Here is a 20624-nt window from a genome sequence, read left to right as displayed (position 1 = left end):
TGTTTTCTTCTTAACGGCGGTCGGTACGAATGCTTGAATCCGGTTTATTGAGGCGTGTTCAATGTGCAAGAAGGCGAGCAAACAACGGAGAGGTCGAATGATAGATAGCGTGGACAGGAAACATCTCGAACGATGCATCGAACTGGCTAAAGAAGCGCTCGTCCAAGGCGATGAACCCTTTGGTTCCCTACTGGTGGCGAGCGACGGTCACGTGCTCTTTGAGGATCGTAACCGCATCAGCACGGGCGACAAGACCTTGCATCCTGAGTTCGCTATTGCAAAGTGGGCAGCGGAAATTATGAGCGAGCCCGCGCGCAAGAATGCCGTGGTCTACACATCGGGTGAGCATTGTCCGATGTGCTCGGCGGCGCATGCATGGGTGGGGCTTGGGCGAATCGTCTATGCGAGTTCGACTACGCAGTTCACGCGCTGGCGTGAGGAACTCGGTGCTGGGACCGGCCCTGTTCGCGCGTTGCCCATTGAAGAGGTGATCGACGGAGCAATCGTGGATGGCCCCGTCGACGACCTTGCAGAACGCGTGCGTGCACTACATGTCGCTTATATGCAGAAGCATCAAACGCGTTGATCGGTCAGTGCGCTGCTATGGTTTCGCTGTTGCGACACGCCTGGAACTTCGGTCTGCACGTTCGTCTGCGTGATGACCGACTCGCACAACGCGATCACTTGCGGAAGACTCGCGGCATTGAACAGCGAATGATCGACATCGGCGTAAGTTGCGACACGCACTGAACGAAGCCGCTTGAGTCGGGCGCCCAGCTTGCCGCAATGCGCGGCGAGCAAGTCCAGGCCCGCATCGTAGGCGCCGTAGACCAGCACCGTGTTCACGCCTCTAGCGTCGAGCGCGCGAATGATCGGCATGGGTGTAGTGGCCTGCTCGGGCGGCGTTTTGCTCAGGCTGTCGAGCCTCAAGACATCGACAACACGTGAACGCGCACGCGTGAGCATGTAGCCGCCGATAAAGCCCATTACGCGAAGCAGATTCTTATCGCCGCGCAAAATGGCTTTCCACTTCTGCGGATCGAGCATGGAGAACGCATAACCCGCCATGGAGTTGCGTGTGGATTCGCGCAACGCTTCGGGCGTTTTATCCTCGGGACGCTTGAACGTAGGGATATTCACCGAAATCACGCCGGTAATAACGCTCTCGCTGACCGCTGCCTTCAAAGCGTGATACGCACCTGAACAAATGCCGAACGCATAAATCGTCTTGTAGCCTTGCCGGGACAACCAACGCGCGGCGACGCCAGTGTCTTCGGTTGCGACCACGTTATAGATTCTGCCGAAGGGCGTGTCTGACTGCACATCGCCCGAAGGAAGCGGACTGTCGCCACGGCCGCGTGCATCGAAGCGCAATGAAGCAATACCACGTGATGCTAGCTCGCGTGCAATCCGCACGGAAAGCCGGCTATCGCCTACGCGTGAACTCGCCGCCGTATTCGTCATGACAAACACAGGGCCACGCGCTGCACCATGACGCGGCTCGCACAGCACGCCTACGAGTCCTTGTTCGTCCATTCGCACGGGACGCTCGACAGCCTCCGGCGTTTCGATGACGAGATCTGGCCACACGTCATGTGCCGCAGCCGATGTATTAACGGGGCCTGCTTCGAGCGCGCCGTTTGCAATCCACTCAGTGGCCGTTGCCAAAGCAGCCTTGGGCAATACCGTGAATGCCGACTCTTGAATGAAGCCGAGCAAATCTTCAAAGGGTTGTGTCTGCGTATCGACGCCAAGCCCACTGAGCGCATCCAGCAGCGGGTCTTTCGAGCTCGTTCGTGCGTGCATCAGCAATACGCGATTGGCGGGCGCAATGGCCGCACTTTTCACTTGCGACGCGAGATCGATCTTTTCAAGCCGGTCCCTGAAGGTATCGTCATAAACCTGACCCAGCACGTTGAGCGGACCAGTCTTGGGTTGCGCTTCGCGAAGGGGCGGTGCGAGCTGGTCGAGCCAGGTCTTGCGCACTGCGCCGAGTTCGCGGATATAGGTGCGTCCGCTCACGACTGGCGCAAGCAAGGCGAGATCGTCGACGGGACGCTTGAGCGCCGCAGCCAAAGCGAACGCGGCACCGACCCGAAAGCCCGCTAGCGTGACGTGTTCGATACCCGTCTGTTCCTTGAGGAAATCGACGGCTGCACCGATGTCATCCACCGCCGAATCGAACAGGTCTTGTCCTGCCTCTAGATCGGCTGAATCCCCCGTGCCGAGATAGTCGAAGCGCAAGACCCACAAGCCGCGGGCCGCAAGAGCGTCTGCCAGGTGACGCAGGCCGCTATAAGTCCACACATATTCGTGGCCATAGGTGTTGCAGAGAACGACGCCGCGCGTGCCGGCGCCTGCGTGCAGCCATCCGAATCTTTTGCCGAAAACCACCGGTCTCATTTGTATTTTCCTCGTCTTTGGCGGTGTTCAGACGTAAGCAACGAGTGCCTTCGAAACCGCCAGCCTGCATGCGTCATTATTATGCTTGGACAACTGCAGGCACAAAGGGAACGGGCAGCAAGTGCTATTCCCATCGACACGGGACTCCAGCTAGTCCTAGTCGGGCGTTGCGCAAAGCTTCTCTCCGGGCTTTGCGCCGCCATGCAGCGAGGGTTACTTGTCACCAATTATATTAAGCCCGCTTAGCACTTGCGATGTGCCGACGCGAATTTTGTTCAAACGGACTATCTATTGGCGATCATTGCATGGGGTGCATGATGTCTTGTCTGGCAAATGCGCTTAACTGCAAACACTCCGCGCGGCATCGCACAGAGCTTTTTAGGGTTTGCTTATATTTTTTTGGCTTTTGGCTTTTCGCAAAGCGGCGAATCATCCGCGCCTATGAGGTTGCGATAAGGCGCGTGCCGAGCGAATGAGGTCGTCAAGCATGAGATCGCGTTTCTCTGGATCGGTGTCGCGACTCGTCATGAAGCAGAGCGCCGCGACGGCCAAACCAGAACGATCGCGAACGGGCGCGGCCATGCAATAGCGAAACGTATGCGACAAGCCTGTCGTGCAGCAGAAGCCCTGCTCCCTTGCGCGTTCCACATCGGCGAGGAAGTCTGTGAAATTTACTCGCTTGCCGTTGTCCAGAACGAAGTCTTCATCAGGAATGAGCGCGCGAATTGCGTCGCCGCTCAAATGACCTAGCAGCAGCCTGCCCGATGCCGTCCAGGGAATGGGGACCTTAACGCCAATATCCGAACTGATATTGAAAGGTCGAGAACTGTTTTCTGAAAGCACGACCGTGTATTTGTCGCCTTCGAGCATGCACAGTTGCGCGGTCTCGTCGTGGCTGCGCACTAGCGCGAGAATGGACTGATGCGCGCGGCTGATCAGATCGTTGTGCACCGCATAATCGGAGCCGTAGTAATGCATCTCGCGGCCAAAGAAGATGCTGCCGTCGGGGCCCGCTTCCAGTAGACCCGCCTCGCTTAAAATTGCAACCAGTTCGTAGATGCTCGAACGCGGCGCGCCAGTCGCTTCGATCAATTCGCGCATCGCAAGCGGCCTGCGAGCTAGATGCAATTGCTTCATGATCGCCACGACCCGATCCACCCCGCGCGCACGCGACGTTTCCACTGTCGACATCGGCCGGGCTCCGCTCAATGATCCAGCACGCGATGCAGAAACTGCCGCGTGCGTTCGTTCTGCGGATTCACGAAGATTTGCTCGGGTGCGCCCTGCTCTGCAATCACGCCCTTGTCCATGAACACCACGCGATCCGCCGTCTTGCGCGCAAAACCCATTTCGTGCGTGACGACGACCATCGTCATGCCATCGCGCGCCAGTCCGCGCATGACTTCGGTCACTTCGCCGACGAGTTCCGGATCGAGCGCGGAAGTCGCCTCGTCGAAGAACATGATGCCTGGCTCAACGGCGAGTGCGCGTGCAATGGCCACGCGTTGTTGCTGGCCGCCCGACAATTGACTCGGATAATGCGTCGCACGATCGGCGAGGCCGACACGGTCGAGCGCATCCATGGCGCGCTTCTTGGCATCGGCGGGACTCATTTTGCGCGCCTTGATGAGTGCAAGCGTGACATTGCCGAGCGCGGTCTTGTGCGGGAACAGATTGAACTGCTGAAACACCATGCCCACATGTCCACGAATTTCTTTAGCGCGACGTGCATCGTGCAGCGGCACCTGGTTGACCCACACTTCGCCCGCATCCGCGGTTTCAAGGCCGCTCATGATACGCAACACGGTGCTCTTGCCCGAGCCCGATGCGCCGATCAAGACAAGCACTTCGCCAAGCCTCACATCGAGATTGATTTCCCGCAGCACTTGCGTGGCACCGAACGACTTGCTCACGCCCGCGAGGTTGATGATCGACGCTTCACTCATGACAGCACGCTCCTTCTACGGTCGTGACGGCGCACCCACTGCGACAGCGGAAAGCACACTATGAAATACAGTATGGCGACGAGGCCATAAATCTCGACTGGCTTGCCCACGCGATCGACGATCGCCTGGCCGCCGTGCATCAACTCCGACATGCCGATCATGCTAACGATCGACGTGTCCTTGATAAGCGAGAGATATTGCCCGACCAGCGGTGGCAAAACGATCCGGCCGGTCTGCGGCAAGACTACGGAGAAGAACGCTTGCGCTTTGGAGAGACCGAGAATCTGCGAGACTTCCCACTGTCCTTTAGGGACCGCCTCGATGCCTGAGCGAAATACTTCGGCGATATACGCGCCTTGATAAACGCTCAAGCCGACGACTCCGGCGGCAAAGACATCGATGGCATAGCCGAAGTAGGACACGCCGAAATAGATGAACATCAGTGTGATGAGCACTGGCGTGCCGCGGAAGAGTTCGGTGTAGAGCCTTGCAATCTTGTCGGTGCCCCAAGGCCCGAAAGAACGAAGCACGGCGGCCAGAAGACCGATTACCGTACCGCCCACGATCGACGCGGCCGACAAGGCCAGCGTCATCAAGAGCCCTTGCAAAAGGATCGACAGGCTCGTCGTCAATAAATCGCTCGACATGTCTCGCTCTCCGATTAAGTGCGCGCGGCAGGACGGCGCAGCATGAACGATCGGCGCGAAGGCTTCCTGATGACGAGCGGCGGGTGAAAGAGCCTCAAGCCAATCTGCCCTGCAGCCCAGGAAAGCAGGTTGCTGAGCACGAGATAGGCAAGAAGCGTGACCGTGAAAGTCTGTACGTAAAGCAGCGTACGCGAATTGATGACGGTCGCCGTACCGCTCAACTCGGGCAGTGCAATCGCGGAAAGCAGCGACGTGCCGAGCAAAAGCTGGATCAGGTTGTTGACGATAGCCGGATAAACAGCGCGTGCCGCTTGCGGCAAGACCACTTGCGTGAAGATCTGCGAGCGCTCTAGTCCGAGAATCGATGCCGCTTCGAGCTGACCCTTGGGCACCGACTGGATGCCCGCCCGAAACACTTCCGCCAGATAAGCGCCTACGTTCACCCCTAGTGCGATCACGCCTGCTGTATAAGCATCGAGCGTAATGCCAAGGGACGGCAAGCCGAAGAACACGATGAATATCTGCAGCAGGACCGGCGTGTTGCGGATGACTTCGATATAAACGCTTGCGATTCCGCGCAGCACGCGGCTCTTGGACCCGCTTGCAAGCGCCGTCAAAAGACCGAGCGCCATCGCAAGAATGAACGCCAGCAGCGTGATTTGCAGCGTGAGCCATGCGGCATGCAGGAAGTCGCTGAAATAGCCAGCAAGCGTCAACCATTCATAGCCCATGATTTTTCCTCACGTTGGACGTCACGCAACCGGCGTCACGGTTAAATTAATATTGCGGGTTGAGCGGGAAACGCGGCTCTTGCCCAAACCATTTTTTATAGAGCTGCGCGTTCTGCTTGGACGCGTTGATCTGGAACAGGAACAGGTTCAGATAGTTGAGCCAGACCTGATCGCCGGCCTTGACGCCGAACGCGTTGTATTCAAGCGGCACGAGGGCTTCGTCAGTGACGGTAAGTTCCTGATCGAGCGATGCCTGGTATGCGAGAAAGTTGTTGTCTTCGATCATCGCGTCAGCCTGGCCTTGCTTGACGGCGAGAATGGCGGCTTGCGAGCTGTCGAATTCCTGAATCTTCACCTGCATGTTGAGTGAGCGCACTTCGTCGCCGTTGGTCGAGCCTTTGACGGTGGCAATCGTGCGGTTGCTCATGTCCTTGATGGATTTGATCCCGCTCGATTTCTTGACCAGCAGCGCTTCACTCGCCACCACGTACGGATTGGTAAAGGCAATTTCCTTGGCCCGTTCGAGATTGCGAGTGAAATTGCAGAACACGACATCCACCTTACTCGTCTGCAGATTTGGAATGCGGTTGGCGCTGGTGGTGTTGACCACTTCGAGCTTTACGCCCATTTGTTTAGCGAGTTCCTTAGCGAGATCGACGTCGTAGCCGTCCGGCTGGCCGTCCTTGTTATAGAAACCGAAGGGCGCAAAGCTCAAGCAATCGCCTACGCGCAAGGTGCCGCGTTGCAAAACGGTCTTAAGCGTTGAGCTTGCCGCCCCATCCTGCGCTGGTGCTTCGACTTTCGAACAGGCCGCCAACGCGACAAGGCCGGCAATTGCAACCCAACGAGCAAAGCGCGCGCTTTCTCTAACAAGTTTCATGTGTGCATCTCGCAAGAGGAAAATCCGTTTGAGGCTTGTCCGATATATCGGACACGTATCCGACGCGGCAGATGGGAGGCAAGTCTTCCACTAAAAAAAACTTGAGGCAAGCGGGTTTACGCGTGGATGGATTAGACGCTCGCGAAGAAAAAGGGCAGACAAATTTCTTTGTCTGCCCTTCGTGGTGGTTCAAGCGCTTGCTAAAGATCCAGCACCAGCACCCTGCTCGTCGCACGCGATACACACGCCGTGAGAAATTCGGTCTTTTCGTCGTCGCCGAGAATGCAGTCGTTGTGTTCGACTTCGCCTTCGAGATAGCGCACTTTGCAGGTGCCGCATAGACCTGCGCAACAAGAGGTTTCAATCGGTACGCCTGCCAGTGCCAACGCGTCTGCAATGCTTTCTTCCTTAGATACCTCGATCTCTTGTCCCGTACTCGCAATGCGCACGGTGAAACTGTCAAGTGCATCGTTGGCGGCTTCATCGTCGAGATTGCGCTCCGGCGCCTTGAAATGCTCGAAGTGCACCGTGCCGGTGGGCCAGTGCCCGGCGGCATCGGCGCATGCCTTCATGAAGCCGCCTGGGCCGCAGTAATACACATGCTCGCCTTCGCGCGGTGCGTCGAGCAACCGGCGCAGATCGAGGCCCGTGGCCGGGTCGCCGCCATCGAAATGCAGGTGCAGCTTTCCGCTTGCGCGCATCGATTCGAACTCGTCAGCAAACGCGGCGCAGCTTGCGTCCCTGGTGCAGTAATGCATCTCGTAGTCGATGCCGGCGTCGTCCAGTTCATGCGCCATCGCCTTGAGCGGCGTGACGCCGATACCGCCTGCGATCAGTAACACGCGACGCGCGCCATCGACGAGACTAAAGTTATTGCGCGGAAGACTCACCTTCACGATGTCCTGTACGCGCAGTTGCTCGTGCAGTGCTCTCGAGCCACCGCGTCCGCGCTCATCGCGCAGAACGGCAATCACATAGCGATGCCGTTCGCGCGGCGCATTGCAGATGGAATACTGACGGATCACGCCGCCTGCAAGATGGATGTCCAGATGCGCGCCAGCCGTGAACGGCGGCAATGCATGTCCCTCAGGATCGACGAACTCATAGGAGTTGATGCCGCGTCCTTCGAAGCGGACTTGTCGCACCATCAATTGCAGCGTCTGTGCCTGGCGGTCGGTTGATATGGGTTGTGTCGACATGGTTGCGTCTCCTCGATCGATGAACGGCGGGCTTGCGAAAGCGCTCGGCATTGGTCAAAGCGCCTTCGCCATAAGCCGCTATTGCTTCATCGATTGCTCGAGTTCCTCGAAGCTTTGCCGCACGAAGTTAGCGCGCTCATCACCCTTCATCGTCTCGCTCTGCGCGAGAATGGCGACGATCTTCTTGGTGACGGCGCGACGACGCGTGACTTCTTCTTCAACGGTCTTGCCCTCGGGAATTTCGAACACGTTGCCCGAGCAGAAGCTGTTGGGCGAGCCGGCGTTCTCGCGAAACCAATCGGCGAAATTCTGCGCGGATGCCGCCGGGTTCGAACCGCGCACCGCATCGCGCAACATCTTGCGGAAGAGGAAGAGGCCCGCATCGAACTTCGTCGGATTCTCGAGCGCGTGCACGGCAATGGGCCGCTGCGAAATGATCGCTTCGTAATCGCCCGGTGCGTATTGCGCTTCCTTATAAGTCTCGCGCTCGCGATGGTTCGGCGGAATCGGTACGATATCTTCGATCTTGTACTTGCCAAAGCGCTCTGGACGACGCATGGCGACTTGCCCTTCGAGAAAGTCGATCGACTCGTAGCCGACCATTTCCTTCTTGCCCACACCGCGTGTGTCGATCCCCGGACCCATCACGCGCCAGCCGATCATCTTGCTGTTTTGGTCGTCAACAGGCACGGTCCAGCGCACGATATGAAAGCGGCTAAAGAGCTTCTTCTTCGAACCGTCCTCCGACGTATATGCATGCAGACTCAAGTTCGGCAGCACCTGATGCTGCACCCGCACGAAGAGACGATCCTTGTTCACGCGGCGCGCGCCCGCACAAGCGAGACTTCGGCCTTGCTGCACCGGTTGAAAATGCATATCGGGAGCGACTTCCATCGAGGCCGCGCCGACTTCATCGAACGTCGTGCCCTGGAAGTTGCCATTGACGACGTTCTTGGCCGCATGCAGCGCGGTCGGGTGATAGTTGTCGGCGGCGTTGTCCTGCACTTGCAGCCAGTTGCAATGCTGGAAGTTGCTGTAGGGGACGAGTTCATCGCCGGGCAGCACCGTGTAGTCGCCTTCCCATTCAGGGAACGGCGGCTCGTTCTCGGGCGGCCCCATATAAGCGAACACCAGGCCGTTACGTTCGACGGCTTTATAAGCGCCTTGACGAATCGAACAGGCATACTTCTCGGCCTCTTTTTCTTCGCCCTTAGGGAACGGTACGTGAAGACACGCGCCATCCACATCGAACACCATGCCGTGATAGCAGCACATGATGCCGTGTTCTTGAATGGCACCGTACTCGAGCGATGCGCCGCGATGCACGCAATGCGCGTGCAGCACACCAATCCTTCCGCTGCCGTCACGGAACGCCACGAGTTCTTCGTTAAGTATTTTCAGGTAACGCGGAGTATCGGTCAGTTCGATCGACATGCAGATGGGATGCCAAAACGCGCGCATGTACTCGCCCATCGGCGTGCCGGGACCGGTCTCGGTCAACTCCGGATCGTGGCCCGGCACCTTGCTCGTGTAGTACCCGCCGAAGGGAATCAGCTTCTTGACGGCGGGCGTGGCGCCGCCACTGCTCTTCTGCCCTTCCAGCTTGTCTGATTTGATCGTCATGGAGAGTCTCGTCCTGATGTGGGGATGGATATGGTCCGCTGCTTTTGATGGTTGAAGTCCGAACTTCGGTTACCGAACTCCGTACTCTGTATACAAAGATTAGCGACGGACTGCTGCGTTGTCTCTATGGGTAAACGCGAATGTGGACTAGCATGCGTGGCTTCGTTCGTTGACCGCCGCACTGGCGGGCTGTAACCTTGTCGTATTCTGTATCCAGAGATTGAGCTCGACATCATGCCCGCCAAACTTCTCAAGCTTCAGGCCCGCACGGACTACGTGGACGAGGTCTACAAGGTCTTGCTCGATGCCATCAGTTCCGGCTCGCTCGCGCCTGGTACGCGCATCACGCAGGAAGAGATCGCCGAGCAACTCGCCGTATCGCGTTCACCCGTGCTGCAGGCGCTGCGGCTCCTAAAAAAAGATGGGCTCGTGCAGGACGCGCCCGGTCGCGGTTTGCTCGTCACCCCGCTCGATCCCGCGTGGATCAGCCATCTCTACGAGATTCGCGGTGCACTGGATTCGCTTGCCGCACGCCTCGCGGCGGAACGTGGAGCGAAGCTCGACAAGTCGCTGATCGCGAACGGCCGGCGCGCGTCGAAAAGCGACGATGTCAAGGCGATGATCGATGCGGACATGGCTTTTCATGGCGCCATCTACGAAGCCTCGGGCAATCCGCTGATCGCCGATACCGCGCAGATGCACTGGGTACATCTGCGTCGCGTGATGGGCGCGGTCTTGCAGGCATCGGGACAGCGCAAGTCGATCTGGGATGAGCACGCCGCCATTGCAGCGGCAATCGCGGAAGGCGACGCGCAACGCGCATCCGAACTCACGGATCTCCATACCGCGAACGCGCGCAAGAATCTGGTCGAGCGTCTGGGTCTTGTACTGAATGAACAGAGGCAGGCGGAAGCAACGTGAACACGAATCGGCATCGCGCGAGAAAGCCCTGCATTTGCAGGGCTTTTCGTGTTGAACTGCTTTCATCGGTCCGTGCGACGGCGGCTATTCACCAACGCAGCCGGTATCGTAAAGACCATGAGGGCGCCTATCACGCAACTTACCGCAAGACCAAGCACACCATTACCGGTCGAACCCGAATGCGTCTGGATGATGCCAATCAGCCACGGGCTCACGACACCCGAGATGCTGCCCACCGAATTGGCAAGCGCGAGCCCTGCGGCTGCCGCACCGCCGCTGAGAATCGCAGGCGGCAAGACCCAGAACTGCGAGATGGTCGTGACCACGCCCATGGTCGCAATTGTGAGCGCGATCATGCCGAAGAAGGTCGAGTGCGCATACACCACGCTGAAATACAGACCGATTGCGCCGACGATTCCCGCGCCCGCCAGATGCCAGCGACGCTCGCCGAGCTTGTCCGAGCTATGACCGACTGCCAGCATGGCGATGGCGCCGGCCGCATATGGAATTGCCGTCAGAAGACCGATGTTGAGCGGATCGGAAACGCCGCTTGCCTTGACGAGCGTCGGCAGCCAGAAGCTCACGCCGTAGAGGCCCATCGTGAAGAAAAAGTAAGTCACGCTCAGCAGCAGCACCTTGGGATGCAAGAGGCCATCCTTCACGGAATGCAGTGCATGTGCGGGCTTCTCATCGCGAAGATTCGCTTCGAGCATGGCCTTTTGCGAGTCACTGAGCCACTTTGCATCGGCGACTTTATCGTCGAGATAAAAGAACGCGACGATACCGAAGAGCGCGGTCGGAATACCTTCGAGCAGAAAGAGCCATTGCCATCCCGCAATGCCGTGCATGCCGCCCATATGACTCATGATCCAGCCCGACAGCGGTCCGCCAACGACGCCCGACATCGGAATGCCAGTCATGAAGAGCGCGGTCACCTTGCTGCGCCGCGAGGCCGGAAACCAGTACGTGAGGTAGAGCAGGATGGCTGGAATGAAGCCAGCTTCGGCGACACCGAGCAAAAAGCGCATGATGTAGAAGCTCGTCGGGCTGGTCACGAACATCATGCCGGCGGAGATGACACCCCACGTCACCATGATGCGCGCAATCCAGCGTCGAGCGCCTACGCGCAAGAGGATCAGATTACTTGGTACTTCGAACAGAAGGTAGCCGATAAAGAATACGCCCGCCCCGGCTCCATAGACCGCTTCGCTGAAATGCAGATTATTGAGCATCTGCAGCTTGGCAAAGCTCACGTTGATGCGATCGAGATAAGCGCAGAGATAACACACGAAAAGAAATGGCAGCAGGCGCCATGTCACCTTTGCATAGGTGGACGACTCGTCGCCCGCCAGGTACGCAACCGGACTATGGGAACTCATTGTTGTGTCTCCGTTGTGGGGCAGGTGCGGCGTCGCATGAATCGCGTGCCTATTGCCGGTGTCGTGGCCTTGAACGACCGTTATGGATATGTCTCGACGGCTTCCATGTTCGTGGCGCGCACAACGAAAGACAAACGATGCCTGTTCATAGAACCATGACACGCATTCATGCATAAGGAATTGCCATGAGGCGCATCCCCAACTTCGTTCTCTTGCGCGCATTCGAGGCGGCCGCGCGGCTGGAGAGCTTCACGCTTGCCGCAAGCGAACTGCACCTCACGCAATCGGCCATCAGCCATCAGGTGAAGGAGCTGGAGCAGTACTTCGGCAGGCCGCTTTTTCATCGACGCAACCGGCGGGTAGAGACGACCTCCGAAGGACGCCGGCTTCATGAGAGCCTTGGACGCGTGTTCGATGTGATCGAAGCCGCGTGTGGTGAGGTTGCGCTCGAACCCCAGGCGCAAGTGCTAGCCGTGCACTGCGCGCCGAGCTTTGCGGCGAAGTGGCTCGCGCCCCGTCTGCCCGAGTTCATGAGCGAGCATCCGATGGTGACCATTCGCCTGTCATCGGATGCGGAGCCGGCCGATCTCGCGCGCGTGCGTGAAGTCGATGTCGCGATCTCCTATGGCTTCGCGCATGAGCGTCCCGGTGTGATCACGCGCGCGCTCGGAGCGGAGCGCATCGTGCCGCTTTGTTCGCCTGCGCTCGTGCGCGACGAAGTGCCCGTTGCCGAGCAGATCCGTAAGCTGACGCTCATCGACTCGCAACTCAGCCGCGTGACCTGGCCGGGATGGTTTGCATTGAACGAACTGGAAATGCCGCGCGGGCCGAGACCATCGTTCGACCGTGCCGCACTCGCGATATCGGCGGCGGCGGATGGCATGGGTGTCGCGCTGGAAACGACACGGCTCGCCGAACGCGAGCTGGCGCGTGGCGATTTGATTGAACTCGGGGCAGGCATCTTCGCGCCGCTTGCGAGAGAAACGCACTTCCTTTCCTATCGCGTAACGGAGCGCAATGTCGAAAAGGTGAAATGCTTTCGCGACTGGGTGCTGATGAAAGCAGGCCTCGACGAAACTGTCGAAGCCTGAGTAAATCGAGCCGCTTGTTTCAGGCTGCGATAGCCTGCTTCTCGCCTTTTTCCTCGATTGCTCGCGCATGTTCGAAAACGCGCTCGCGTTCACGCGCAACCAGCGCCCGTTTGCGCGCGAGAGTTTGTCGCTGATACTTCGGGTCGCCCATCAAGGTGACGTACTCGCTGTATCGATGCCTGAGATAACGCTGGAAAAACTCAGCGCCGGGCAGGCCGCAATCGAGCGCCATGAGCACGCCGTAGTCCATATCCCTTAGATCAGCCAGGGCGCTTATGGCCGTTTCAAGCGCGGCGTAGCGTTCTGCGAGCGGTAAGCCTTTACCGCATAACGCGTGAAAGCGTTGATAGGGAAATACACAGCCTTGCGACGCGCAGCGCCGCAAAGCTCTCGCAAGCCGTAGACTCAGTTCGGTTTCCACATGCCCTCCCTGTCTGTTGCGCGGATCGCAAGCGCAAGATTTCGCCGCCATTATTCGAGCTATCGAGAATGGCGAACCTTTGCCTGAAAATCATTCTTTAAGCCAAGAAAACGCGCGGCATTCACTTCGGGCCGAATTTTTTCGCGATTAGAACGGCGAAAAAATACCATGCAGGCATTTGCACTGGCTTACGGAAATAAGCTTGACACGCAATATCCCATAGTGTGCGTGCCCGTTGCCAAAGATCGAGATGGAAAGCACAACGTTGTCGATTGCCAATGCGCCTAAAGAAAACCAGGCGCAAAAAAGACTTAATAAGGTAACGGGTGACCGCTTTGAGACTCGGAGCGCTAGTTTAAACATGCAGATGCAGTACATGCTAGCAAACATATTGTCGAATACCAAGAAAACTTTTGCCGAGGAAAGTACTAATGGCTTACACGAAAATGTCATCCGGAATGTTTTGCTTGCTGCATCTTAGACGCGTGCGCCAAGGTTCATGATTATGCGGGGAATAAGACGAAGGCCGGGGGTCTGCTTTAGAAACTCACCTGACTAAAAACGTCACCAATGTCAACCGCCGCAGGCGATCTTAAGGATGATTTAAGGGTTCCGGGCTAAAACCATCACGAAACACGTTCAGTCAAGCAAGGTCCACGCGGATGGTCAAACCGGGCAACGCTCAAAGCGCTTTGCTTCAGGCTTAAGAGCGTAGGTGATGACCGTCCCATTTGGCCCGGCAGCGATGCCGGGCTCTTTTTTAAGCGTTTTTATTCGATGGGTCGGGCAACTGCGGAGCATGCTCGCCGCTCCTGGCACTGCTTGCGGGAAGCTCGAAGCTAAACGCCGCGCCCGCTTGATCCAAATCGATGAGTCGAATCTGGCTGCCATGCAACTGAAGCATGCGCTGCACGATCAGCAAGCCAAATCCGCCGCGATGCCTGCCTCCCGAAGCGAAAGCGCGCTGAAAGAGCACGCCGCGCACGTCGGCTGGAATGCCGGGACCTGTATCGCTTACCGTGACTTCCACGTGGCCGTTTGAATGTGCAAGCCTAACCGTGACCGTACCGCCTTCCGGCGTGTGATGAATCGCGTTGTCGAGCAAATTCGTGAGGATTCGCTCGATCATGCCAAGATCAGCCGATACATTGGGCAGGCGCGGCTCGATATGCGCATCGAGTCGCACTTTGCGCGCATCGGCGGGCAGTTCGAATTTCTCGAACACATCTTGCAGCAGATCGGCGAGCGAGAACGACTCCGCTTCGGGATGCACCATGCCGTGTTCAAGCCGCGCTAGTTCAAAAAGCGATTGCGCGAGATGCCCGACCTTCGCGCTTTGCGCAAGTGCGATCGACAGATAACGGCGGCGGTCCGTGTCGGCAAGAACATCGGCCTTGAGCGAAAGCGTTTCCAAGTAGCCATGCAAGGAAGAAAGCGGCGTGCGCAAGTCATGTGAAATATTGACGACGAGTTCGCGTCTTTCACGATCCTGCCGCTGCAATTCGCGCCATTGCTCGCCAATGCGCGCGGCCATTTGGGCAAAGGCGCTTTCGAGCACCACGATTTCGTCCCGCTCGTTCTCGCGTGCCGCCACGTGCGACAGTACAGGCGATGGCTCGGCCGATGCCCCGCTTGCGTCGAACCTGCGCATGGCATCGGTTAAGCGGCGCAACGGACGCGTAATGAGCCCGAAAGCGATCACGCCCGCAACGAGTCCGAGCAAGGTCACGAGTCCCATGGACAGAAGCGTGGTGCGCAAGACCGCGCTCGCCGAGGCTTTCGCCGCAAGCTCGTCGTGCTCTTCGCCAAGCAAAACCACATAGACATAACCGAAAGGCGGCTTGCCGGGCGTGGCAAGCGGCGCGGCGCTAAAGACTTTGCGCTTGTCGATGCTGCGTGGATCGTCGCCCAGAACAGGGAGCGGCGCGCCATTGATCAGACGATGCACGGGCGCAAGATCGACACGATCGCGCTTCAGATGACCGGGAGGCGCATCGTCGGCACGAACGCGGCCTTCATTGTCGAGCAGGTAGACTTCGACGCTCGGGTTCACCACCATCAACTGGCTGAAGAGACGGCGCACGGCGGGCGCGTCGATATCGCCTGCGTCCATCAGCGCGCCATCGTGGGCAATATGCGCTGCGAGCCCGCGCGACAGGCTCTGAATGACTTCCTTCTCGCGCAAATCGCTTGCGCGAATCTGCAACCATGCCGATGCGCCGCAGCATGCAAGCAGCAGCACGCAAAACACAGCGAAAAGCCGTTGCGATAGGGTGAGCTTCATGAACTTCACGATGCGCTGTCCGTCGCGAGTTTGTATCCGCGTCCCCAGACGGTCACGATGCGAGCAGGCTCGGTGGCATCTTTTTCGACCTTGGCGCGCAAGCGGTTGATATGCGTATTGACCGTGTGCTCATAGCCTTCATGCGCATAACCCCAAACCGCATTGAGCAGATCCATGCGGGAAAATACTTTACCGGGATGCTGGGCGAAGTAATAAAGCAAATCGAATTCGCGTGGTGTCAGTTCTATGCGCAGCTCATCTACCCACGCTTCGCGCGCAAGCGGATCGATAGCGATACCCGCGACCTCGAGACGGCCTGTATCCAGGCGCGAATTCTTGGCGACTGCATCCACGCGACGCAAAAGCGCCTTCACTCGCGCCACCAGTTCAAGCACCGAAAAAGGCTTGGCAAGATAATCGTCCGCACCGAGTTCGAGACCGAGAATGCGATGCACCTCGCTGGAACGCGCGCTAGTAATGATGATCGGGGTATAGCGCGTCATGGCGCGCGCACGCCGGCAAATTTCGAGGCCATCCACGCCGGGCAGCATCAGATCGAGAATCAACGCATCCCACCCGCCTTGTTCGAGCAAGCGCAAGCCCTCGGCGCCATCCGCGGAATGCACGACCTCATAGCGCTCGTCGCGCAGATGCAGGCTCAGCACATCGGCGATATGCATGTCGTCTTCCACGATCAAAATGCGTTTAGGTTGGTCCATGAGGAAATGCAAAAGAATTAAAGCGCTAGCCCGGATATTGTGCAGAAAAGCGGCGCGGCCAAGTATCACATTTAATTTAACTTTCGGTGAGGACTCGGTAAGCCGCGCACGCCTAAGATGGGCCTCATCTGATCGAGCGAAGGAAAAGACATCATGCTAAACCGCCGCCGCTTTCTGCTGACAGGCACCGCTGCCGCAGCCGCGTTTGCGTTGACGGGCCGTCTGCGTGCGCTGGCCGCGCCTTCGCCGCAAGAAAAGTTCGAAATCTCGCATAGCGACGACGAATGGCGTCGCATGCTCGATTCCATGCAATACGACGTCCTGCGTCGCGAAGGCACCGAGCGGCCCTACACGAGTCCGTTGAATGGCGAGCATCGGGCCGGCACTTTCTCGTGCGCGGGTTGTGCCCTTGCGGTGTTCTCTTCAAGCACCAAATTCGAAAGTCACACCGGATGGCCGAGCTTCTGGGCGCCGCTCGATCACGCTATTGCCACGCGGCAGGACGGCTCGTTCGGCGTCTTGCGCACCGAAGTGCATTGCCGCCGCTGCGGTGGACATCTGGGCCACGTGTTCGACGATGGACCTAAGCCGACCGGTCTGCGCTATTGCATGAACGGCGTCGCGATGAAGTTCACCGCTGGCACTGCTTGATTGGCCACCTCAACGCTTATTAACTTTCTAAAAAGACACGACCATGCTGCTCATCGTTCTTGCCTATCTCGGCGGCGCGCTGACGATACTCAGTCCGTGCATCCTGCCTGTCCTTCCCTTCGTGTTTTCTCGCGCGGATCAGCCGTTTGTTAAAAGCGGCTTGCCGTTGCTGCTCGGCATGGGCATCACGTTCGCGTTGGTGGCGACACTCGCCGCGCTTGGCGGCGGCTGGGCCACGCAAGCAAATCAATATGGACGCTGGGCCGCCATCGCACTTCTCGCCGTGTTCGGACTTGCTTTACTGTTGCCGCGCCTGGCCGATCGCATCATGCATCCGCTCGTCAGCGCCGGTAACCGACTGACGGCTTTCGCCCAGCGCGGCGATGGCAAGGCGAGCTTCGGCGGCTCGTTCCTGCTTGGCATCGCAACGGGTCTTCTGTGGGCACCGTGCGCAGGTCCCATTCTCGGACTCGTGTTGACGGGTGCCGCATTGAACGGCGCAAGCGTAGGCACCACGCTGCTCCTGCTCGCTTATGCCGCGGGCGCCGCGACTTCGCTTGCCGTCGCGCTGCTCATCGGTGGCCGCGTGTTTGCCGCGATGAAGCGTTCGCTTGGCGCGGGCGAATGGATACGGCGCGGCATCGGCGTCGCGATGCTTGCAGGCGTCGCCGCTATCGCATTGGGCCTCGATACGGGCGTGCTTGCAAGGGTATCGACAGTAGCGACGGCGGGCATCGAACAAAAGCTGGTCGACCGGCTTTCGCCTCGCAATAACGCCATGAAAGCCGCTAATACCACTGCCGATGCCGATGCACCGCGCATGATGCGCGCGAGCGCGGCGCCTTCGACTGCGCCGACGGCTTCGTTGCCCGTGGAAGGCACGCTGCCCTCGCTCGATGGCGCGGTGCAATGGCTCAACACGCCGCCGCTCACGAAGGACGCGCTGCGCGGCAAGGTCGTGCTCGTCGACGTGTGGACGTATTCATGCATCAATTGCCTGCGTACCTTGCCTTATGTGAAGGAGTGGGCAAAAAAGTATCGTGACCAAGGGCTCGTGGTGATCGGTGTGCATGCGCCTGAGTTCGCATTCGAACGAAACGTCGACAACGTGAAGAAAGCCGTGCATGACCTGGGTGTGGACTATCCGGTAGCCATTGACAATAACTTTGCGATCTGGCGCGCGCTCAACAATGAATATTGGCCGGCGCATTATTTCGTGGATACCGAGGGCAAGATCCGCTATCACCACTTCGGCGAGGGCGACTATGCACATTCGGAAGAGGTGATCCGCCAGTTGCTGGCGGAAGCGGGTCACGGTAATGCGCCCGTGGCGAAGCAGCTTGACACCAACGAAGATATCGCGGCACAAGGCGCGATGATGCAAGCCGATAACGCGGACGTGCGCTCACCCGAAACTTATATTGGCTATGCGCGCGCCGAGCAGTTCATGTCGCCTGGCGGCCAGACGCAGGATCGTGTGCATGACTATGCCCCGCCCAAGGCGCTCGATGTGAACGACTGGGGTGTTGCCGGCCCGTGGAAGATCGGCTCCGAGCACGCGACGCTCGCGGGCAAGTCGGGACGAATCGTTTATCGCTTCCATGCACGCGATCTGCATCTCGTGCTCGGGCCTTCGCCGGATGGCAAGCCCGTACGCTTTCGCGTCAGTATCGACGGCGCGCCTCCCGGTGCTTCGCATGGTAGCGATGTCGCAGCCGATGGAAGTGGTACCGTGACGCAAGAGCGCCTTTATCAACTCGTGCGGCAAGCGGGCCCTGTCAAGGACCGCACCCTTAGCATCGAATTTCTGGATTCGGGTGTCGAGGCTTATGCCTTCACCTTCGGTTGATTCATCGAGGAGCCATCATGGCGAATAAATTCAGCAAGACAGGCAAGGCCCTTAGCGTGGCTGCGCTGGCTGCAGGTGCTTTCGCGTTGCAGCAAACCGCGCATTCGAGTGAAGACGCCAAGGTCATTCCTGCACCCGCGCATGACGAGAGCGTAGGCGCCACCCACACGGAGACGGCGGTATTTGCCGGCGGTTGCTTCTGGGGCGTGCAAGGCGTGTTTCAGCACGTGCGTGGCGTTAAGGAAGTCGTCTCGGGCTATACGGGCGGCAATGCCGATACCGCTCAATACGAGCGCGTAAGCGAAGGCGATACGGGCCATGCGGAGTCGGTGCGCATAACCTACGATCCTGCCGAAGTGACTTATGGCCGGCTCTTGCAGATTTTCTTTTCGGTCGCGCATAACCCGACCGAGTTGAATTATCAGGGACCGGATCACGGCACGCAATATCGCTCGGCAGTCTTTCCGCAAAATACGACTCAGCGCGATGTCGCTACCGCATATATCGCGCAACTCGATGCGGCGCATGTTTATTCCGGCAAGATCGTGACTCATGTCGAGAATTACAAAGGCTTTTATCCGGCCGAGGCTTACCACCAGAATTACTTGACCGAACATCAGGAAAGCACGTATATAGCGATTAACGATCTGCCTAAGGTGGGAAATCTCAAGCAATTATTCCCGCAGGCTTATAGAAACGACGCGGTGCTCGTGGCGGTCGCATCGAAATAAACGTCTTAGCACGGTGCGCGCGTTTCGAGCCAGGCGTTGACGTAATCGAGAACGGCAGGCATATTCCGCCTGCCGAAGCCAATGCGAAAATGTGCGTCGCCGTAATCGAGCAAGGTCGAAGGAAGCAGCAGCACGCCCGTGTCCTGCAGCAACTCGGCGCAAAAACTGCTGGCGCGCTCCTGACTGAGCCGCACGAAGCCGATCGTGCCCGCACGCGGCCGATGCCATTCGAAATTCATGGCGTGGCGTGCCATGAATTTATCAAGCACCCGTAGATTTTCACGGACGATAGAAACATTCCGCTCGATGAGCGTGTCCGAATGACGCGCGGCGATGGTTGCAAGATACTCGCTCGGCGCGCTGTTACTAATCGTCAGATAGTCCTTGAAGACGCTCATGCGTTGCAGCACTTGGGTGCTTTGCGTTGCGATCCAGCCGATGCGCAAGCCCGCCAGTCCATGCGTCTTCGATAACGCACCGAGCGTGATTGCACGCTCGTAGACATCGCATGCTGCGGGAAGGCGGTCGGCACAGTCGTGTTCGAGGCCGCGATAGACCTCATCGCTGAAGAGCCACAGTCCGTGCTTGCGCGCAAACGAAACGGTAGCGTCGAACACCTCGCGCGATGGCAGATACCCGGTCGGATTGTGCGGCGAGCAAAGGACGATGGCGCGCGTTTGCGGCTTCAGCAGCGCTTCGAGATCGGCCGGATCGAGCGCCCAGCCGCCCGCTTCGTTTGCTCGCCACGGCGATACGCTTACGCCCAGCGCTTCAGCCACCGAGTAATGCGATTGATAGCCGGGCATGTGCACGATGACATGATCGCCCGCCTCAAGCATCGTGTTCATGAACGAAAAGATCGCTTCCTGAGCGCCCGTATGCACGATGATCCCGCTTGCATCCATGCACTCATACATGGCCGCCAGCTCGGTTCGCAAGTCCGGTGCGCCCGGATATTCCGTGTAGCCGAGCCAGGTATCGAACAAGCCGTCGCTTGCTTGCGGTTCGAGCGCGAGCAGGTCACGCACCGACATCGATTCGGGATCGGAACTGCACAGCAAATGCCGTGCGGTGAATTCGTGCTGTGCGAAGTAACGTTCCAGCTTGAAAGGTGTGGGATTCATGGCGTGGGCTTGATCATGGTCGACG

At 58.5% G+C, this 20624-nt stretch carries 19 protein-coding genes; 6 read left to right on the top strand and 13 right to left on the bottom strand.

Translation table 11 applies throughout. The annotated features are described in order from the left end of the window. The first annotated feature begins 97 nt into the window (after window positions 1–97). A complete protein-coding gene (locus tag QCE79_RS27315) occupies window positions 98–586 on the top strand; it encodes a nucleoside deaminase (RefSeq protein WP_309849207.1) in 489 nt (162 codons plus the stop codon). Here the strand turns inward: QCE79_RS27315 and QCE79_RS27310 are convergent. From QCE79_RS27310 to QCE79_RS27275, 8 genes are all read right to left on the bottom strand, one after another. After that, window positions 574–2403, bottom strand: a complete 1830-nt coding sequence (locus QCE79_RS27310; protein WP_309849204.1) for an alpha/beta fold hydrolase — start codon at window positions 2401–2403, stop codon at window positions 574–576. The two genes, QCE79_RS27315 and QCE79_RS27310, sit on opposite strands and share 13 nt — an antisense overlap. A gap of 429 nt (window positions 2404–2832) precedes the next feature. Then, window positions 2833–3594: an IclR family transcriptional regulator gene (locus tag QCE79_RS27305; protein ID WP_250510051.1), complete on the bottom strand. Its 762-nt coding sequence runs from the start codon at window positions 3592–3594 to the stop codon at window positions 2833–2835. A 14-nt stretch (window positions 3595–3608) separates the two neighbouring features. Further along, window positions 3609–4349 carry an amino acid ABC transporter ATP-binding protein gene (locus tag QCE79_RS27300; RefSeq protein WP_244829671.1) on the bottom strand — a complete coding sequence of 247 codons (741 nt, stop codon included), beginning with the start codon at window positions 4347–4349 and terminating at the stop codon, window positions 3609–3611. Further along, the gene (locus QCE79_RS27295) at window positions 4346–4996 is read right to left on the bottom strand and encodes an amino acid ABC transporter permease (protein ID WP_244829670.1); all 651 of its coding nucleotides are present in this window, start codon (window positions 4994–4996) and stop codon (window positions 4346–4348) included. The genes QCE79_RS27300 and QCE79_RS27295 overlap by 4 nt, the downstream gene beginning before the upstream one ends. Before the next feature lie 14 nt (window positions 4997–5010). Further along, window positions 5011–5727, bottom strand: a complete 717-nt coding sequence (locus QCE79_RS27290) for an amino acid ABC transporter permease (RefSeq protein ID WP_244829669.1) — start codon at window positions 5725–5727, stop codon at window positions 5011–5013. A gap of 46 nt (window positions 5728–5773) precedes the next feature. Next, entirely contained in the window at window positions 5774–6607 is an 834-nt protein-coding gene (locus QCE79_RS27285; protein WP_244829668.1) for a transporter substrate-binding domain-containing protein, read from the bottom strand. Window positions 6608–6807: 200 nt separating this feature from the next. Beyond that, window positions 6808–7806 (bottom strand): PDR/VanB family oxidoreductase, encoded by a 999-nt coding sequence (locus tag QCE79_RS27280; RefSeq protein ID WP_309849197.1) that lies wholly within the window; start codon window positions 7804–7806, stop codon window positions 6808–6810. 78 nt (window positions 7807–7884) lie between these two features. After that, window positions 7885–9429 carry a Rieske 2Fe-2S domain-containing protein gene (locus QCE79_RS27275; RefSeq protein WP_250493411.1) on the bottom strand — a complete coding sequence of 515 codons (1545 nt, stop codon included), beginning with the start codon at window positions 9427–9429 and terminating at the stop codon, window positions 7885–7887. Between the two features lie 234 nt (window positions 9430–9663). On the opposite strand from QCE79_RS27275, the gene QCE79_RS27270 reads away from it, so the two are divergent. Beyond that, a complete protein-coding gene (locus tag QCE79_RS27270) occupies window positions 9664–10350 on the top strand; it encodes a GntR family transcriptional regulator (protein WP_244829665.1) in 687 nt (228 codons plus the stop codon). A 62-nt stretch (window positions 10351–10412) separates the two neighbouring features. Here the strand turns inward: QCE79_RS27270 and QCE79_RS27265 are convergent, their stop codons facing one another. Next, on the bottom strand, window positions 10413–11729 hold the full coding sequence (locus tag QCE79_RS27265) for an MFS transporter (RefSeq protein WP_309849191.1): 1317 nt from the start codon (window positions 11727–11729) through the stop codon (window positions 10413–10415). A 185-nt stretch (window positions 11730–11914) separates the two neighbouring features. Here QCE79_RS27265 and QCE79_RS27260 point away from each other — a divergent pair, with 185 nt between their 5' ends. After that, window positions 11915–12820 (top strand): LysR substrate-binding domain-containing protein, encoded by a 906-nt coding sequence (locus tag QCE79_RS27260; protein ID WP_309849188.1) that lies wholly within the window; start codon window positions 11915–11917, stop codon window positions 12818–12820. A 19-nt stretch (window positions 12821–12839) separates the two neighbouring features. On the opposite strand, the gene QCE79_RS27255 is transcribed toward QCE79_RS27260, so the two are convergent. The 3 genes from QCE79_RS27255 to QCE79_RS27245 form a co-directional block, all read right to left on the bottom strand. Continuing rightward, on the bottom strand, window positions 12840–13241 hold the full coding sequence (locus QCE79_RS27255; RefSeq protein WP_309849185.1) for a hypothetical protein: 402 nt from the start codon (window positions 13239–13241) through the stop codon (window positions 12840–12842). 760 nt (window positions 13242–14001) lie between these two features. Continuing rightward, window positions 14002–15525: a HAMP domain-containing sensor histidine kinase gene (locus tag QCE79_RS27250; RefSeq protein ID WP_309849182.1), complete on the bottom strand. Its 1524-nt coding sequence runs from the start codon at window positions 15523–15525 to the stop codon at window positions 14002–14004. 5 nt (window positions 15526–15530) lie between these two features. Continuing rightward, window positions 15531–16244, bottom strand: coding sequence for a response regulator transcription factor (locus QCE79_RS27245; protein WP_244829660.1), 714 nt, complete (start codon window positions 16242–16244; stop codon window positions 15531–15533). 153 nt (window positions 16245–16397) lie between these two features. On the opposite strand from QCE79_RS27245, the gene msrB reads away from it, so the two are divergent. The 3 genes from msrB to msrA are packed head-to-tail and all read left to right on the top strand — an operon-like array spanning window position 16398 to window position 19475. After that, a complete protein-coding gene (msrB, locus tag QCE79_RS27240) occupies window positions 16398–16895 on the top strand; it encodes a peptide-methionine (R)-S-oxide reductase MsrB (RefSeq protein ID WP_309849179.1) in 498 nt (165 codons plus the stop codon). A 43-nt stretch (window positions 16896–16938) separates the two neighbouring features. Beyond that, entirely contained in the window at window positions 16939–18744 is a 1806-nt protein-coding gene (locus QCE79_RS27235) for a cytochrome c biogenesis protein DipZ (RefSeq protein WP_309849177.1), read from the top strand. Between the two features lie 17 nt (window positions 18745–18761). Next, window positions 18762–19475: a peptide-methionine (S)-S-oxide reductase MsrA gene (msrA, locus tag QCE79_RS27230; protein WP_309849174.1), complete on the top strand. Its 714-nt coding sequence runs from the start codon at window positions 18762–18764 to the stop codon at window positions 19473–19475. 5 nt (window positions 19476–19480) lie between these two features. Here msrA and QCE79_RS27225 read toward each other — a convergent pair whose 3' ends face one another. After that, window positions 19481–20599: an aminotransferase class I/II-fold pyridoxal phosphate-dependent enzyme gene (locus tag QCE79_RS27225; RefSeq protein ID WP_309849171.1), complete on the bottom strand. Its 1119-nt coding sequence runs from the start codon at window positions 20597–20599 to the stop codon at window positions 19481–19483. Between the last annotated feature and the right edge of the window lie 25 nt (window positions 20600–20624).

This window comes from Caballeronia sp. LZ003 (assembly GCF_031451465.1).
Lineage (GTDB): Bacteria > Pseudomonadota > Gammaproteobacteria > Burkholderiales > Burkholderiaceae > Caballeronia.
Note: the sequence above shows the minus strand (reverse complement) of the source record. Positions and strands in the feature narration are given on the sequence as shown.

Bases quoted from the DNA above. Each gene is read 5' to 3' on its own strand.
- QCE79_RS27315 (WP_309849207.1), top strand. From the start codon at position 98: ATGATAGATAGCGTGGACAGGAAACATCTCGAACGATGCATCGAACTG.
- QCE79_RS27310 (WP_309849204.1), bottom strand. From the start codon at position 2,403: ATGAGACCGGTGGTTTTCGGCAAAAGATTCGGATGGCTGCACGCAGGC.
- QCE79_RS27305 (WP_250510051.1), bottom strand. From the start codon at position 3,594: ATGTCGACAGTGGAAACGTCGCGTGCGCGCGGGGTGGATCGGGTCGTG.
- QCE79_RS27300 (WP_244829671.1), bottom strand. From the start codon at position 4,349: ATGAGTGAAGCGTCGATCATCAACCTCGCGGGCGTGAGCAAGTCGTTC.
- QCE79_RS27295 (WP_244829670.1), bottom strand. From the start codon at position 4,996: ATGTCGAGCGATTTATTGACGACGAGCCTGTCGATCCTTTTGCAAGGG.
- QCE79_RS27290 (WP_244829669.1), bottom strand. From the start codon at position 5,727: ATGGGCTATGAATGGTTGACGCTTGCTGGCTATTTCAGCGACTTCCTG.
- QCE79_RS27285 (WP_244829668.1), bottom strand. From the start codon at position 6,607: ATGAAACTTGTTAGAGAAAGCGCGCGCTTTGCTCGTTGGGTTGCAATT.
- QCE79_RS27280 (WP_309849197.1), bottom strand. From the start codon at position 7,806: ATGTCGACACAACCCATATCAACCGACCGCCAGGCACAGACGCTGCAA.
- QCE79_RS27275 (WP_250493411.1), bottom strand. From the start codon at position 9,429: ATGACGATCAAATCAGACAAGCTGGAAGGGCAGAAGAGCAGTGGCGGC.
- QCE79_RS27270 (WP_244829665.1), top strand. From the start codon at position 9,664: ATGCCCGCCAAACTTCTCAAGCTTCAGGCCCGCACGGACTACGTGGAC.
- QCE79_RS27265 (WP_309849191.1), bottom strand. From the start codon at position 11,729: ATGAGTTCCCATAGTCCGGTTGCGTACCTGGCGGGCGACGAGTCGTCC.
- QCE79_RS27260 (WP_309849188.1), top strand. From the start codon at position 11,915: ATGAGGCGCATCCCCAACTTCGTTCTCTTGCGCGCATTCGAGGCGGCC.
- QCE79_RS27250 (WP_309849182.1), bottom strand. From the start codon at position 15,525: ATGAAGCTCACCCTATCGCAACGGCTTTTCGCTGTGTTTTGCGTGCTG.
- QCE79_RS27245 (WP_244829660.1), bottom strand. From the start codon at position 16,244: ATGGACCAACCTAAACGCATTTTGATCGTGGAAGACGACATGCATATC.
- msrB (WP_309849179.1), top strand. From the start codon at position 16,398: ATGCTAAACCGCCGCCGCTTTCTGCTGACAGGCACCGCTGCCGCAGCC.
- QCE79_RS27235 (WP_309849177.1), top strand. From the start codon at position 16,939: ATGCTGCTCATCGTTCTTGCCTATCTCGGCGGCGCGCTGACGATACTC.
- msrA (WP_309849174.1), top strand. From the start codon at position 18,762: ATGGCGAATAAATTCAGCAAGACAGGCAAGGCCCTTAGCGTGGCTGCG.
- QCE79_RS27225 (WP_309849171.1), bottom strand. From the start codon at position 20,599: ATGAATCCCACACCTTTCAAGCTGGAACGTTACTTCGCACAGCACGAA.